Origin of the sequence: Mycolicibacterium sphagni (assembly GCF_002250655.1) — a bacterium.
GTDB lineage: Bacteria > Actinomycetota > Actinomycetes > Mycobacteriales > Mycobacteriaceae > Mycobacterium > Mycobacterium sphagni.
Window position 1 is genome coordinate 17,880 of the sequence record NZ_NOZR01000018.1, and the last position, 15,169, is coordinate 33,048.

The window sequence follows — 15,169 nt, forward strand, 5'->3', positions numbered from 1 at the left end:
GCCCACCGCAGCCGTCGGCGTCTCGACTGGTAGCCGCCGCGTTAACGCATTCCCTTCCACTGAACTCGCGGTGGTGGTCACCGCGTTCGCTCCAGTAGGCGTTGCGACTCCCAGCGCTGCAGCAGATTTGCTCGGCCTTGCGTTCGTCCCAGCCGCCACCGTCGCGTCGGTGCCGCTGATCACCGTCGACTGTTCACGATTGCCGTTGGCCTTGTGGGTCTTGGTGAAAGTCGTTGCCGGGATTGGGGATCGGTCATCACTCGCTACGGTCGTCGCGCTGGGTCCTGGCAAGGGAGCGTTACCGGCAGTGTGGCTCGGGGCTGATACTCCCGTCCCAGTGCCATCGGCGTACGCGACCCCTGAACCGGTGGCCAGTGTCGCGCCAACACCCAATGTGAGCGCACTAGCCCCCAACCACGCGTACGGCTGCCGACGCCTGGTGTTCTTCCCCTTGCCCCGCCTCGACCCTGACGACGAACGTCCAGCAGCCATCTCAAACCCCCCGGTCCAAATATTGATGTTGCCGTCAAAATACGGCTGAATTTCGGATTTGCATCCTGGCGCAGAAAATTCCCAGCGCATTACCAGGTCTGCGGTTTTGCCAGATAACGGTGTGTCCAAACGTTTAGGCAATATTTGCTAATTTGCCCCATCTGCGTTTACCGGCGAGTGGCGCGGGTCCTTCAGTGTCGACCGCCCCGCTCCGCGGGTACAGGATGCTTTCTCTCGAATATTTCCGAAATGATTGTCGCCCTTCGGGAGTCCGGCGCCGATATCGTGCGACAGTTCGATGCCGTTCATGCGCTTGAGGTCAGCAGGAGCGGTCAACTCTTATGGTTTGCCGTCGCCCTCGACGGCCGGCAGGGATCGGGTCTGCTGCCCGGATCGGCAACTTCCGATGCGTGTCGAGCGTGCCCAGCCTTCCTTTGTCCTTGGTGAGCAAGCGACTCGGTACGCCGGTGTTCCATCTGTGTCGGTGGAATCGCTTTTGTGCCGGCGAAAAGCGCTGTACCTTGCGAGGTGAAAAATTTGCTGAGCATCATGTCCCGGGGGTTCACGTCATGTCGGTCGCGCGCAATGCGAGTTTCGGGATAGCAACGCTGGCTGCAGGCGTGTTGTTGGCAGGCCCACAAGCGGCGGGCGTCGCCACCGCCGATAGCTCGGGGTCCCAGCCGGCGCACAGCGCCGCTACTGCGCGTGGGGCCGGCGCGGCGACAGGCTCGTCTGGCCGTAATATCAAGCCCGCCAACAGCACTGCCCTTGCAGAGCGGACGCCGGCCACTGCAGGCCGGCCACCCGCGGCCCTGGTCAATGCGGCTGCCGCGGTTACCGCGAAGGTGGTGCCGGTCCACGCCGCGGCGCCTACAGCCCTGGCTACGACGACCCACCTGGCCGCGCTGACGACCCCGGTGATGACCGTTGCCAAAGGGCTCCTCCCCCCATCGGTTGCCAGTTGGTTGTCGAATATTGCGGCCAAACTGCGGTCGCTGATCGAAGGCGCGGCGGTGTGGGTGCGGCGCACCTTCTTCGATGCGGCCCCCACCGTTGATGCCGTCCAGCTCACGGGTCAGACCAGCGGGGCGATCACCGGCAACCTCAACATCGAGGATGCTGTCGGTAACAAGACCACAACCACGATCCTGCAAAGCGCGCAAAACGGCACCGTCGTGATCAACCCAGATGGCACCTACACCTACACCCCGGGAACAACGTTCACCGGACAAGACTCCTTCATCATCAAAGTCACCGAATCCGGAACACACATCGACCTGGCCAATCCGCTTCGCCCTGCCGCGGTGTACGTCAATGTCGTCGTCGACCAGGGCACCCAGATCTATCCGACTTTCAAATTCAAATACAGCACCGGCTCCATCTTCTGGACGTCGGAGGCCGAGGCCGCTCTGCAATGGTCGGCCACGCAAGTGGCGTCCGCGATCGTCGTCACCACTCCCACCACGCTCACCTTGACGGTCCGCGGTCGGTTGGGAGTTGACGAGGACGGTAAAAAGTACGACGCGCTGGCGTCGGCGTCCAGCCCTCGGGTCAACAAGTCGAGTTCGGGCTTTTACGGCACAGTGGTCCAGCAGAAAATCCTCACGGGCACCGACGCCAACGGGAACGCGCCCGACGGCACCGTCACCTTCAACTTCGTCAAGTCCTGGGGCTACGGAAATACGATCAGCGACACGCAGTTCGACTTCGAATCTGTTGCGATGCATGAGTTGACGCATGCGCTGGGCTGGACGGACGCCTTGGATGAACCTGGTGACAATAACGGCACGAATTGGACCACCTACGATAAGTTCATCACCAACTCCAGCGGGACTGCTGCGATCAACTCGACGACATACAAGTACAACCCCGCGCTGGAGTCCAATATCATCGGGAAAAACGGTGGCCTGTACTTCAACGGACCAAACGCCGTAGCTGCCTACGGTGGTAAGCCGGTGCCGCTCTACACGCCCGAGACGTACGACGGCGGCAGTTCCATCGCTCACACCGATGACAACACGTTCAACGGCACGATTCAGCCTCGGGATTTGATGAACGCCGTGGATCCCTTCGGGCCAGGTCCCCGCACGTTCAGCGCCGTGGATCGGGGCGTCCTCGAAGACCTCGGCTACACCCTCGCGCCCGTCGACTCTTAGCGCTCCGAACAAGCGACCCGAGGGCCCGGCTGCTGATCCCCGTGATCGGCCAGATGCGTTCAGTCATGGTGTGTTCCGTCGCACGGGGCGATCGCGTTGACGGCGTTTAGTCCGTTGAGGGTGCGGGGGTATCAGCAGCAACTGAGTCAGCACCGCCAGTACCCCACCGCGTATTACCGCGACGAACGTACCGGCACGTTGTGCCAGCCGCCGACATTACTTGCCGCTACCCGTGTGAGTCCGGCGGTGTCGACGTCATAACTGGGGATGAGCTCGAGAAGAACATCCAGCGCGATCCGGCTCTCCATGCGGGCCAACGCCGCACCCAGGCAGCTGTGGATGCCATATCCGAATGCGAGGTTGTGCCCGGAGTGGGCCCGGTTGATATCGAAGCGGTCGGCATCGGGGAACGCCGCCTCGTCGCGGGTTGCTGATGCGACGAGCATCATGACCGGATTTCCCTTCGGTATGGTCCGGCCGCGCACGTGCACGTCCCGCATGTTGTAGCGGATGTCGTATTGCACTGGGCCGTCGTAGCGCAGCAGTTCTTCCACCGCGGCCGGGATCTTGCCGCGATCGGAGCGCAACTGCTGCCATTGATCAGGATTCGCCGCGAAGGTGACCACAGCACTGCCGATGAGTTTCGCGACGGTTTCAGCGCCCGCGCTGCCCAACATCGTGCAGAAGCCTACGATTTCGATGTCCGTGAGTGCGGTGGTGGTGCCGTCGTCGCGCTCCACTTCAACCTGGGTCAGCCGCGAGATCATGTCGTCGCGGGGATTCGCGCGGCGTTGCAGGGCCAACTCGTAGTAGTACCGCGCGGAGGATCGGGTGGCTTCAATGCCGGCCTGCGTTGGCCCCAACTTGCCGGCTTCACGATGCAGGCCGGCGGCGGTCCACTGTCGCAGTTGTTGACGATCTGCGGGGGGCACCCCAAGCATCGTCGTGATGACCTCGACGGGGAAAAGAGCCGCGAAATCCGCTACGGCGTCGAATGAGTCCGGGTCCACTTTGGCGGCCGCATCGCAGATGGTCTGGCGGACCATCGATTCCAGGGCCGTGACTGCGCGCGGAGTAAACACCTTGTTGACGAGCTTTCGCATCCGCGTGTGTTCCGGAGGATCCATCATGATGATCAACGGCGCCGACAGAGTTCTCGGCTCAGGGTCGAGGAACATATCCAGCGTGACTCCTCTTGCCGAGGAGTAGGTTTCGCAGTCCTTCATCGCCGGGGCGACGTCCTCGTATCGGGACAGTGCCCAGAAGCCATACTTCGTGTTGTGGTAGACGGGAGCTTCGTTGCGGAGGCGCCGGTACACGGCGTGCGGATTGTCGAAGAAGTCAACCGAGAATGGGTCGAAGTCCACCGCGCTGTCGGTAGTGACGTCGGAAGTCATGTCAGGTGCGAGCGGGCGTGGCGATCTTGAGCAGCTCGATCATGTTGCCGCCCATCACTTTCGCTTTGTCTTCATCGGATACGCCGACGAGATCGTCGACGAACGACAGCGGATCCCTCATCCCTTCGGGATGTGGCCAGTCCGAACCGAAGAGGACCCGGTCGAACCCCACGGTCCTGGCGATGTCCACGAAGTTGTCTTCCCAGAACGGGCTGATGTAGATCGCACGCTTGAACGCGTCGATCGGGTGCTCGGAGAAGCTCTGCGGCATCTTGGCGTAGACGTCGACGAGTCCCTCGAACAGGTGCGGCACCCACGAGGCACCGTTCTCGATAGACAGGATGCGGAGATCCGGATTACGGGACAACGCGCCGTGGCAGACGAGCGCGAGCATCGCATCGTGGATGGCCCGTTTACTGACGGTCAACAAGCGGAACGGAGTCGGCTTGAAGGGCAGGTATTCGTCGGCCGGTTCCCACACTTTGACGAATTCGGCGTAGCCGGCGTCGGACGAGTGCATCGAGACCGGGATGCCCGCGCTCACGCATGCCCGCCAGAACGGATCGAACTCCTCGGTTCCGAACGAACGGCTGCCGCGGTAGCCGGGGACGGGCGCTGGGCGGACGAGAACCGTTTTGGCGCCACGTTCCAGACACCACTCCAGTTCTTCGAGGGCGCGGTCGACGATGGGCAGCGTAATCACCGGAGTGGCGAAGATCCGGCCTTCGTAATTGAAAGACCAGGTCTCATACATCCATCGGTTCAGTGCATGGATCACGTCGTGCGTGAGCTCCGGATCGTCCTTCAACCGCTCCTCCACGAGGCTGGCGAGCGTGGGAAACATCAACGCGTAGTCGAGGCCCAGTTCGTCCATGACCTCCAGGCGCGGTGCCGGCTCCCGGAAGGCGGGAATGGACTTCATGGGCTCGCCGATCACTTCACGGTAGGACTTGCCGCCGCTGCCATGCCGGAAGTAGTCCTCTTGTGCACCTGGTTTGGCGACCACTTCGAAGGTGGGGTTCGGGATGAACTCGCTGATGTGTCCCTTGACGACGATCTTCGTTCGGCCGCGCACCTGCACGTATTCGATGACGTGCTTGCGGTTGTCCGGCAGGAACTTGGTCAACGCCTCCTCGGTCTCATACATGTGATTGTCGGCGTCGAACACCGGGTAGGGCAGATTGCGCGACGGCATGTGATCTCCGAAGTGTCGGCTGGTTATTAAAGCGATCAATTGATTGATTCGCATCATGCGGTGGATTGCCCAGGCTGTCAAGCGAGTGGCGTCGGAGTTACTCGGCCCCTTGACAGTTCGACGGCATGTGCTCGATGATACGAATCAATCAAGCGATTGGTTTGTAATCGGAGGCCGTGATGACACTGACCTGGACGCCGTTGACGCCGAAGATCGGTGCCGAACTTCAGATAAACGCCGCTGAGCTGCTCGATGGATCGCACGCCGAGGAGATCCGCGCTCTGCTGGTCCAGCGCGGAGTGGTGATCGCACGTGGCATCGGATTCGACGACGAACAACAGCGATCGTTCACCCGCACTCTCGGCGAGCTACGACTCGGCAGAGCCAAGGGCCCAGACGACTCAGGTCTGTTGAAGGTCAGCATGGACAGGCGGGTGAACCCGGATTACGCCGAGTATTTCGCCGGCACCTTCTTCTGGCATATCGACGGCACGTACGAGACGATCCCGCCGTTTGCCACGGTGCTGTCCCCGCGCGTACTGCCACCCGAAGGTGGGCAGACAGAGTTCGCCAACACCTATGCGGCATATGAAGACCTGCCGGCCGACGAGCAGCGATACCTCGAAACACTGCAGGCGGTCCACACCATGCAGGCGACGATGTTCCCGGCCGTGCCCGACGCGGGACTCGAAGACTTCAAAGTCTGGATGGACTATCCGCAACCGACATATCCGCTTGTCTGGCAGCACAAATCGGGGCGCAAATCGCTGGTTATGAGCACCTCCGCGTCGCATGTGGTGGGGCTTCATCCGGTGGATAGCCACGCACTTCTAACCCGCCTGATGGCGCATGCCACCTCCGATGATTACGTCTACCGCCATCGGTGGCAGTTGGGCGATCTCCTCATCTGGGACAACACCGGCACGATGCACCGGGCTCGCCCCTATGACCCGGACTGCGACCGGGTATTACACCGTTTCACCCTCAAGGGCGAGGAGCCCATCTCACCCGTCGCAGTCTGAATAGCTTATCTCCGAACGAGTTTCCCTTGAAAGGAATCAATTCATGCGTGTTGGTATGCATCTGGGCTATCAGAACTGTAATGGCATTCCGGATGCCGAAAAGTTTCGGCAAGAGACGCAGTTGGCCATCGAGGCCGAAGCCATGGGTTTCGACTACGTCGGCCCAGTCGAACACCACTTCACCGACTATGCGGCGTGTCCTGACCCGTTCGGAATGTTGTCCTACGTGGCGGCGAAGACCAACCACATCGAGCTGATCACCGGCGCGGTCATCCTGCCGTGGAACAACCCGTTGCGTGTGGTCGAGCAGGCGATCCAGCTCGACATCCTCAGCGAGGGCAGGCTCATCCTGGGAATGGGCCGGGGCGCTGCACGGCGTGAATTCCGTTCTTTCGGTGCGGAACTCGCCGATTCCCGAGAGATGTTCGACGAAGCTGCGCTGATCATCATGGAGGGCATCGAGACGGGCATCGTCGAGGCTGACACCAAGTGGTACCAGATCCCGCGCACCGAGATACGTCCGCGTCCGTTCAAGTCGTTCAAGGACCGCACCGTCATGGTGTCGATGTCGCCGTCGTCAGTCGAGGTGGCCGCCAGGTACGGCCTGCAGACCCTGCGCTTCTCCCAGGGTGACTGGCGCAATGCGGTGCCTGAGATCAACAGTTACCGAGAGACTTTCGAGCAGCTGCACAAGAAGGCGGCGCCCCCGTTCATCATCTCGGACTTCGTCCTGTGCTTCGAGGACAAACGCCGCGTCACCGAGTACTGCGACAGTTATTTCAGCGCGATGTTCGCCCAGGTGGCCAACCATTACGAGTTCATGAGCGACCACTTCAAAGAGCTGCCGTCATATTCGACGTACATGTTGATGGGCCAAGCCGCCGAGGCTGCCGGGGGAGCCGACAAGGCATACCGGGACTATATCGCGGGCAACCTGATCGGCACGCCCGAGGAACTCATCGAACATCACCTCGAACGCGCACAAATGGTCGGCGATTACTCCATCCTGGCTAATTTCAGCTTCGGCGGCCTCCCGTACGAACTCGTCTACGAGCAGGCCAAGCTCTTCGCCGACAAAGTCCTGCCGAAACTCAAGAGCTGACTGATGACTGAGATTCGGGATCGCGCGGCAGTGGTCACCGGCGGCGGCCACGGTATCGGAAGGGTGTTGGCACTCGAGTTGGCCAAAGAAGGCGCGGCCGTCGCGGTCGCGGACATCCTGCTGGAGAACGCTGAGTCGGTGGCGGCCGAGATCTCGGAGGCCGGCGGCCAGGCCGTCGCTCTGGAATGCGATGTCTGCGAACGCGATTCCATCGCCGACATGAAGCATGAGGCCCAGCGGGCCTTCGGTCCGATCACCCTACTGGTCGCCAATGCGGGTGCCACGTCGTTTCAGCGGCTGACCGACATGTCCGACGCCGACGTCGACTGGATTCTCCACGTCAACCTCATGGGCACGATCCACAGCATTCAGGCCTTCCTGCCCGACATGATCGCCGGTGGCCAGGGTGGCCATCTCGTCGCGACCGCGTCGATGGCCGGGATACTGCCGGCATGGGTTCCGCTGCACGCGCCTTATTCCGCAGCCAAGCTCGGCATCGTCGGCTTCATGATGAATCTCGGGATCGAGCTTGGCGAGCACGGCATCAAGACCACGACTTATTGCCCCGGCGGGGTGGCGACTGGATTGAGTACCAACAACGAACGCTATCGACCTACACGTTTCGGGGGTCCCGGCCCGGGGCCAATACCGATACCGAAGAATTTCATCCACGAGAACATGAAACTGCTGGAGCCAGAAGCGATTGCACCCATGGTTGTGCGGGCTATCCGAAACGACCGCCAGCTCGTCTTCGATCACGCCGACCAGCGGCAGGTTTGGCTCGACACCTACCAAAAGCCAGTCCTCGACGCCTTTGATGTCGTCGCGCGCGAGGAAAGCCAGAGTCAGTCGAGCTTGCTGTAGTCGAACAGACTGCCGCCCAGTAAGAGCTTCAGTGCTTGCACGGTGGCGCGGTAGCGGCGGGTGGGCGCGACGGTGGAATGTTCCTCCAACCCCCTGATGAGTGCGACGATCGCATCCGTTGCGGCCTGCACACTGGTGCTCGGGGAGAGCGCGCCTTCCCGCTTGGCTTGTTCGATGATCTCGGCGAACAGTCCGCGCAGTTCGCCGAACATCTTCTCCGCATGCTCGGCGAGGCGCAGGTTCTGGGGACCCTCGCTGCGGATGGCACGCTCGAAGGCAGCGGCGAAGGGATAGTCCTTGGTTATCCGCTCGCCCTCGTCGAGGATGGCCGTCAACCGGTCAAGTACGCCGCCGTCCCGGCGGGCAGCTGCTCGAAATCGCTCGTTGATGAGCTCTGCGACTTCGTTGAAGGTCGCCTCGATCAGCTCGGTTTTGTTGGGGAAGTAATGGTAGAGACTGCCGCTGGTCATCTGCGCGTCGCTGGCGATCCGGCGAATGGTCGCCCGCGAATAGCCGACCTCCGCTACGCAGCGCATCGCCGCCTCGATGATGCGCTGGCGGGTCTCAGTCCCGCTGGATCCGGCGGGCCGACCCAACATCGGCGGATTGGTCGACAAAGTGCCCTTCACAATCGAAATAAGTCCGGCATCCAGTTTCTCACGGCGCCCTCGCGAACGGGCCGGCCACACTCCGTCTTTCTAGCTTTCTAGGATTTCCCGGTGAGTGCTGCCAGCCCGGCGAGGACGACGTCGAGGTTGAACTCGAACTGTTTGTTTTCGTTGAGTTCTGCCGACATGGCGACCAGAACTTGGCCCAGCATCGTGAATTCGGAGACGTCGGCCTGCATGGCCGCCATCGCTTCGCCGTACTGCGGATGATTCGCTTGCCCTTGGCGTAACAGTGTGTCCCGGGCGGATGACATCGCGAGCTCGACGACGGTGTTGGCCCCGCGTCCGGCCTGCTCGATCTCGAACCCGCTGTCGACCATTGTCTGGAGCACTAATTCGGCTTGTCGCATCGCCGCCAGGCCGACAGCGCCCTCCAACGGGAATCGGTCGTGGATACCCAGTGTGATGACGGCACGGCGGACGGCGTGGGCATACCAGCGCAGGGCGTCACGCCAGTCACCGTTGGTGGGCGGGGGGATGCGGTTGAACTCGGCGCGGAAAACCTCCGATGCCATCAAGGCCAACAGCGTCTCGCGGTCGCCGACGTGATAGCGCAGTGTCTTGCGGTCGACGCCGAGCTCGTCGGCGAGAGCTTGCAGCGTCAGCCCTCCCGGGGCCACCCCGAGCGCGGCGGTGACGATCTGATCGCGGCTGGTCCGTGCTGGACGGCCGCGGCGATGAGGCGATGCGGCCTCGTCGCCCTCATGGGGATCCTCACCGTTCACCTCCGCCAGCCTAGTAACTCCGCGAACAACAATTTCCCCCACAACGGGGGAAATTTGTCGAAATTGGCCCGGCCGTCAGTTCTGGGGTCGTATACAAGACCGCATGAAAGCATCTGCGTACGTCGGTCGGGTTGGTGGTCTTGCTGTCGCGCTGGGTATCGGTGTGGCATTGAGCTGGGGAAACGGCGTGGCCGCGGCGGATACCGGCCACGCTGCGCCCCACTCCTCGCCCAGTGATGCTTCGTCGTCCGGCTCATCCAGCGAGACCAAGGCGTCCGTCGTGAAGCAGTCGACCACCACCGCGATATCAGCGCAGTCGGTGACGTCGCACAACCCCGTCACCACGATCACCAAGGCGGTGTCGGGCTTCGTCAAAGCAGTAGAGACCACGGTCACCGATCACGCGCCGACGCTGCCTGCGGACTCACCGCTGTCGTGGCTCGTGGCCGCGGCTGCGCGCCGCGAGACGGAAGGCCCGACGGACGTGCTCCATCAGATGATCTACGTCCCGATCCACACCGGGGTCGAGAAGTGGATCGCCAGTGATGCCGGCCAGCGGGTTGACGCCGTTATCAACACGCTCGCAGGGTCCTACGTGATCGGCGATGGTGCGGTCGGCACCGAAGCGCATCCGAACGGCGGTGCCGGCGGCTGGCTGGCCGGTGACGGCGGCGCCGGTTGGGACAGCACAGTAGTCGGTATGACCGGCGGTTCCGGCGGTGCCGGCGGACTGCTTGGCGACGGGGGCAGCGGTGGTGCAGGTGGGGCGGGGGCTGCTGGCGGCGCCGGCGGGAACGGCGGACGGCTGATGGGCGACGGCGGGTCGGGCGGAAAGGGCGGTGACGGCGACGCCGAAGTCGACGGCGGGGCCGGCGGCGCTGGTGGTACCGCACTCGGGTTGGTCGGCATCGCGGGTGGCGGCGGTGGCGGCGGTGATGGCGCGGTCGGTGGCGCTGGTGGTGATGGCGGCAACGGACGCGGCTGGTACGTCAACGGTGGCGACGGCGGTGACGCGGGCGCGGGCAGCGATCCGACCGCGCTGGCCGCCCTCGGCGGAGCCGGTGGGACCGGCGGCCTGCTCGGCTTGCTCGGCAGCCACGGTCTCGGTGGTCACTATGGCACGGTAGCTGGATCGACAACGTCAACCGCAACAACGACATCCGTCTCGACCACGGGCACCTGGATGACCAATGGCACCGGGCAGGTCCTGATCCTGCACGGCGTCAACGTCAGCTATAAGGAGGCGCCCTACGAAGTGTCGGCAGCCGGGTTCAGTCAGGACGACGCGGCGTTCCTGGCCGCCAACGGGTTCAACGTCGTACGGTTGTCCGTCATCTGGGCGGCTGCCGAACCCGAGCCCGGCGTGTACGACACTGCCTACCTCAATTCGGTCAACCAGACCGTGCAAACTTTGGCAGCGCAGGGCATCTACACGATCGTCGACTTCCATCAGGATCTGTACGGCAGCACATTCGGAGGTGAGGGTGCCCCGGCATGGGCCACCCAGACTGGTGGTTTCCCGAATCCACAGCTGGGCTTCCCGCTGACCGCCTTCCTCAGCCCTGCGGAGAACAATGCGTGGAATGCGTTCTGGTCGAACTACAAGGCGTCGAACAGCATTGGGCTGGAGAACAATTACGCGCTGATGGCCCAGCACGTCGCGGCGTACTTTGCCGGTGATCCGAATGTAGCCGGCTACGAGATCATGAACGAGCCCTATCCGGGTAGCTTGCTCGACGTGGTGAGCATCCTGGGCAACCCGGCGTTCGGCAAGCAGAATCTAACTCAGTTCTACGACCAGGTGGGATCGGCAATCCGCTCGGTCGACTCGACGACCCCTGTCTTTTACGAGCCCTATGCCGCAACCTCATTCGGTGTTCCTATCCAGTTAGGCGCGGTCGACGTGCCCAACTCGGTGCTTTCGTTTCACGACTATTGCGCCGTCCAATCCGCGTCGAAGTGCCTGCCCGACGTCGAGGGTGTCGCCAAGGCCGCGGTCGCATGGGCGGAAGCGCACGGCATCCCCGTGTTCATGACTGAGTTCGGTGCCAGCAGCACCCAGGGCGTGATCACGGCCTCGATGGATCCCGCTGACCAATTCCTCATGGGCTGGACGGAATGGGCTTACAGCAGCGTGGGCGATACCACCACAAGTGCGTCGCCGGCCAGCTTGGAGTCGCTGGTGTACGACCCGTCGTTGCCGCCGACCGGTGACAACGTCAATACCGCGAACCTGGCGACGCTGGCCCAGCCGTACCCGCAGCTGATTTCGGGGACGCCGAACGCGTGGTCGTTCGAAAACGGCATATTCCAGTTCAGCTACTCCACCGAGAAGGTCGATGGCTCAGGCAATTTCGCCGCCGGATCGCAGACCACTATCTCGACTCCGGCAGTCGAGTTCCCGAACGGCTATCAGGTGACGGTCACCGGCGGTCACGTCGTCTCGGCGCCTAATGCTGCCCAGCTCGTCATTGCCTCAGATGACGGCGCGACCACGGTCGGCGTAGTCGTGACCGCCAGTGCAGAGGAGACTAGCGCGCCAGCCGTTTAGACCGACAGGATGTGGCCCTCGTGAGCCGGCACTGCCCCGTCCAGCAGAGCGGTGTAGCAGTGTTCGACCGCGTCCTGACCCTGTCCGGTCACCACCGTCAACCAGGGATGGTCGGCATTGGTGACCGGCGCCATGAACGCCGTCCACGCTTCGGCCATCCGCTCCTGAAGCCCTGTCGGTCCCCAATCGGCTGCACGCTTACGAACCTGATCGGGCGCGAAGAACAGCACCGGCGCCGGTCCCGGTAGTTCGCCGCCGCCACCCATTGCGTCCCAATGCGTGCCGCCGACCGCGCAGCTGTAGGCCAGCCGGTCGCCGAGTCGGCGATGTACGGCCGCGCGCACCGCCGCGTCACCGCTGAAGTCGACGTACACCGAAGCGACCTCGGGCAGGGACGTCGCGACGTCCTCGTAGCAAACCATGTCGTCGTAACAGCCCAGAGAACGGGTGAACGCGGCATTGGCCGGCGAGGTGAGTCCGACGACGGAGACCGCCTCAGCTCTTCCGCGACGCCGGGCAAGGCAGAACGCCGTGCCGTAAGCGGTCTTGCTGGACGCACTCGACAGGACCACGGTCGTGGCACCGAAGAACTGGTTGTCGACCAGGAAGTCGTCGATCAGGAACGACGTGGCGAAGAGGGGACGCAGCAACGCCTGCTGGGCTTCGCGGTCGGCCACGTAGCCGGGGTCGGTGCTGCACCGCACGTACTGGTTGTAGATCGCGTGAAGTGCGCGCCGGTGTTCGGCGCCATCGGTGAAACCACCGGGATGCACGTCCGTGGCCTGTAGTACCGCCTCGTCGCCGATCGGCCAGTAGCCGTAGAAGCGTTCACCGACTTCCACTCCGGGGCAGCGTGATTCGATGACGGAGGCGAAGCCCCACACCGGAATGCAGCCCGTTCCCGGATCGCCGGTCGGAAAGAATTGCCAGTAGTTCATCGCGTCGCCAAAGGCTGCGTACGTGATGTTGTTCGACGTCAGTGCGAAGGTGTCGACGCGCAACCGGACCTCGCCGTCGTCCAGAGATTTCGCCGGTGCTTCCGTCCAGCGAAGCGCGCGAAGGTCGGTACGTGCCACCGCCAACCGTATGGTCATCGGAGCTCCTTTGCTCGATATCGTTGGATCCTGTGATCGGGGGCGGCCGCGACTCGTGGCTATGTTTCATTCTTCGATCGGCAGGGTAGTCGCTCACCACAGGTTCAGATTCGGGCCGCGTAGTCCGCATACCGCGAAGCGCGCAACAAGGGAACCTGCTGATGCCCAAGTCGAATTCTAACTACTCGGAACTGAACCAGATGTTCCGTCGCCTCCAATCGCTCGAAGAGGGCTCCCCGGCGTTCCTGCGCCAACGCGGCGAAATCTTCGAGCACAGCTTGGCGCTTGCCGATCACGTCGCGCGTCGGTACGTCGGCCGCGGCGAACCGCTCGACGACCTTGTACAGGCTGCCCGGGCCGGTTTGGTCAGCGCTGTCAACCGCTTCGATATCGACAACGGGGCGGACTTCTTGTCCTTCGCCGTGCCTACCATGATGGGCGAGGTGCGCCGTCACTTCCGGGACCACACGTGGGCGGTCAAGGTGCCCCGCAAGGTCAAAGAGCTTCAACCACAACTGGTTAGGGCTCACGCAGAGCTATCCCAACGGTTGGGGCGAACGCCTTCGATCCTGGAAATCGCCGAATACCTCGGAATAGCAAGAGAACTCGTCGTCGATGCGACTGTCGGTGGAGCCCACTACTCGACAATGTCCACCGATATGCCGACGATGGTCGGCGAGGACTACAGGCCGTTCGGCGAGTCGCTCGGAGACCTCGACCCCAACCTGGACAAGGTGCTCGACATCGAGACGGTGCGTCCCCTGCTCGCCGCGTTACCCGAACGGCAGCGAACCGTTCTCCACCTTCGATTCTTTGAGAACATGAGCCAGACTCAGATCGCCGAACATATCGGCTGCTCGCAGATGCACGTCTCGCGCCTCCTGGCCAAGGCACTCGACACGATCCGGACAGCGCTAGTGAGCCCGCGCTCGCAGCCGCCGGATAAGATCCGTTTCCACCTCTGCCGCAGGCGTAGGCGGTCAATATCTGCACCCACGTCGACGAAGAGTATTGCGATGACGGCAGTCACCGGGAACGGCAACCGCGGATCCACGTTCCGTTTCGATCAGGCTCCAGGGCATTGCGGTGGATCGTGCTGGGCGACCCCTGCAGTCGATCCGGCGAAGGCAGCGTAGTCAGTGTCGAATATCGAGGTCCGTCTCCTCGGCGCGCTGGGCGACGCTCGTGGCGTCGAAGCCGCCGACCGCTTGTGCGAGGCCTGCGTCGACCTGATGGATGTCGATGCGGCGGCTTTCTCGCTGGTTTTTGACGGTGCCAACGTCGGTACTTTCGGCGCCAGTGACTCGCGGGCGCGGGTCTATGACGAGATGCAATTCGTGGTGGGAGAGGGGCCTTGCCTAGATGCTGTCGCTCGCTGCGTGCCTGTGATGGTCGCCGACCTCGCCGACGCCGGTGAACATCGATGGCCGGCCTATGGGCCGATGATGATCGCTCAGGAAATCCGTGGTGTGTACGCGATGCCGGTGGCGGTCGCGGGCGAATACGTTGGAGCTCTTGACTTCTTCCGCACTGTCCCCGGCGACCTGTCCCGTGAGCAGATTGCGGGCATGGCCGTCGCCGCAGAGCTGGTTCAACTGCCGCTGCTGGACCTGCTGAGCAAAGATCTGCGGGCGGGGTTCACGGATCCGAGTAGCAACGCGTGGGCAGATCTGAATGCGCTGTCACGGACCGAAGTCAGCCAGGCCACCGGCATGCTCATGGCTCAGCTGAATCTCACCGCCGCGTCGGCCCTTGCTCGGTTGCGGGCGCACGCCTACGCATCGGGTCGCAGCGCCACCAGCATTGCTCGCGACATCATCGACCGGAGACTGTTCTTGGAGGCAGACTGATGGATAGGCCGTTGCCGGATGGAGTGCTTGTGGTGCTTTCACTGCTGGCCGAT

The 15,169-nt window shown here is 62.8% G+C and carries 11 protein-coding genes and 1 pseudogene; 7 read left to right on the forward strand and 5 right to left on the reverse strand.

Annotation, left to right across the window (positions count from 1 at the left end; translation table 11 throughout):
• Positions 1-1,061 precede the first annotated feature (1,061 nt).
• On the forward strand, positions 1,062-2,648 hold the full coding sequence (locus CG716_RS19565; protein WP_133066984.1) for an Ig-like domain-containing protein: 1,587 nt from the start codon (positions 1,062-1,064) through the stop codon (positions 2,646-2,648).
• A 173-nt stretch (positions 2,649-2,821) separates the two neighbouring features.
• Here the strand turns inward: CG716_RS19565 and CG716_RS19570 are convergent, their stop codons facing one another.
• Together CG716_RS19570 and CG716_RS19575 are read right to left on the reverse strand one after the other, a co-directional pair.
• Positions 2,822-4,045, reverse strand: a complete 1,224-nt coding sequence (locus CG716_RS19570) for a cytochrome P450 (protein WP_094482649.1) — start codon at positions 4,043-4,045, stop codon at positions 2,822-2,824.
• A gap of 1 nt (position 4,046) precedes the next feature.
• Positions 4,047-5,240 (reverse strand): amidohydrolase family protein, encoded by a 1,194-nt coding sequence (locus tag CG716_RS19575; RefSeq protein WP_094482651.1) that lies wholly within the window; start codon positions 5,238-5,240, stop codon positions 4,047-4,049.
• 179 nt (positions 5,241-5,419) lie between these two features.
• Between CG716_RS19575 and CG716_RS19580 the strand changes: the two genes are divergently transcribed.
• Genes CG716_RS19580 through CG716_RS19590 form a run of 3 tightly spaced genes read left to right on the forward strand, consistent with a single transcriptional unit; the run spans position 5,420 to position 8,228 of the window.
• Entirely contained in the window at positions 5,420-6,262 is an 843-nt protein-coding gene (locus CG716_RS19580; protein WP_094482653.1) for a TauD/TfdA dioxygenase family protein, read from the forward strand.
• A gap of 43 nt (positions 6,263-6,305) precedes the next feature.
• The gene (locus CG716_RS19585) at positions 6,306-7,364 is read left to right on the forward strand and encodes an LLM class flavin-dependent oxidoreductase (RefSeq protein ID WP_094482655.1); all 1,059 of its coding nucleotides are present in this window, start codon (positions 6,306-6,308) and stop codon (positions 7,362-7,364) included.
• Between the two features lie 30 nt (positions 7,365-7,394).
• Positions 7,395-8,228 carry an SDR family NAD(P)-dependent oxidoreductase gene (locus CG716_RS19590; RefSeq protein WP_165774216.1) on the forward strand — a complete coding sequence of 278 codons (834 nt, stop codon included), beginning with the start codon at positions 7,395-7,397 and terminating at the stop codon, positions 8,226-8,228.
• Here the strand turns inward: CG716_RS19590 and CG716_RS19595 are convergent.
• Complete coding sequence (locus CG716_RS19595; protein ID WP_094482832.1) at positions 8,210-8,827, reverse strand: TetR/AcrR family transcriptional regulator; 618 nt, start codon at positions 8,825-8,827, stop codon at positions 8,210-8,212. The two genes, CG716_RS19590 and CG716_RS19595, sit on opposite strands and share 19 nt — an antisense overlap.
• Positions 8,828-8,934: 107 nt before the next feature.
• Positions 8,935-9,621 (reverse strand): TetR/AcrR family transcriptional regulator C-terminal domain-containing protein, encoded by a 687-nt coding sequence (locus CG716_RS19600; RefSeq protein ID WP_094482659.1) that lies wholly within the window; start codon positions 9,619-9,621, stop codon positions 8,935-8,937.
• A 103-nt stretch (positions 9,622-9,724) separates the two neighbouring features.
• Between CG716_RS19600 and CG716_RS31145 the strand changes: the two genes are divergently transcribed.
• A complete protein-coding gene (locus CG716_RS31145) occupies positions 9,725-12,172 on the forward strand; it encodes a cellulase family glycosylhydrolase (RefSeq protein WP_094482661.1) in 2,448 nt (815 codons plus the stop codon).
• Here the strand turns inward: CG716_RS31145 and CG716_RS19610 are convergent.
• Positions 12,169-13,266, reverse strand: a complete 1,098-nt coding sequence (locus CG716_RS19610) for a DUF2855 family protein (RefSeq protein WP_094482663.1) — start codon at positions 13,264-13,266, stop codon at positions 12,169-12,171. The genes CG716_RS31145 and CG716_RS19610 overlap by 4 nt on opposite strands.
• A 161-nt stretch (positions 13,267-13,427) precedes the next feature.
• Between CG716_RS19610 and CG716_RS19615 the strand changes: the two are divergent.
• A pseudogene (locus tag CG716_RS19615) lies at positions 13,428-14,186 on the forward strand (SigB/SigF/SigG family RNA polymerase sigma factor); the annotation flags it as partial.
• A 219-nt stretch (positions 14,187-14,405) separates the two neighbouring features.
• Complete coding sequence (locus CG716_RS19620) at positions 14,406-15,116, forward strand: GAF domain-containing protein (RefSeq protein WP_234817926.1); 711 nt, start codon at positions 14,406-14,408, stop codon at positions 15,114-15,116.
• The last annotated feature ends 53 nt before the right edge of the window (positions 15,117-15,169 follow it).

What these genes read in the sequence shown, in the direction of transcription:
- CG716_RS19565 (WP_133066984.1), top strand. Translation starts at nt 1,062, where the DNA reads ATGTCGGTCGCGCGCAATGCGAGTTTCGGGATAGCAACGCTGGCTGCA.
- CG716_RS19570 (WP_094482649.1), bottom strand. Translation starts at nt 4,045, where the DNA reads ATGACTTCCGACGTCACTACCGACAGCGCGGTGGACTTCGACCCATTC.
- CG716_RS19575 (WP_094482651.1), bottom strand. Translation starts at nt 5,240, where the DNA reads ATGCCGTCGCGCAATCTGCCCTACCCGGTGTTCGACGCCGACAATCAC.
- CG716_RS19580 (WP_094482653.1), top strand. Translation starts at nt 5,420, where the DNA reads ATGACACTGACCTGGACGCCGTTGACGCCGAAGATCGGTGCCGAACTT.
- CG716_RS19585 (WP_094482655.1), top strand. Translation starts at nt 6,306, where the DNA reads ATGCGTGTTGGTATGCATCTGGGCTATCAGAACTGTAATGGCATTCCG.
- CG716_RS19595 (WP_094482832.1), bottom strand. Translation starts at nt 8,827, where the DNA reads ATGTTGGGTCGGCCCGCCGGATCCAGCGGGACTGAGACCCGCCAGCGC.
- CG716_RS31145 (WP_094482661.1), top strand. Translation starts at nt 9,725, where the DNA reads ATGAAAGCATCTGCGTACGTCGGTCGGGTTGGTGGTCTTGCTGTCGCG.
- CG716_RS19610 (WP_094482663.1), bottom strand. Translation starts at nt 13,266, where the DNA reads ATGACCATACGGTTGGCGGTGGCACGTACCGACCTTCGCGCGCTTCGC.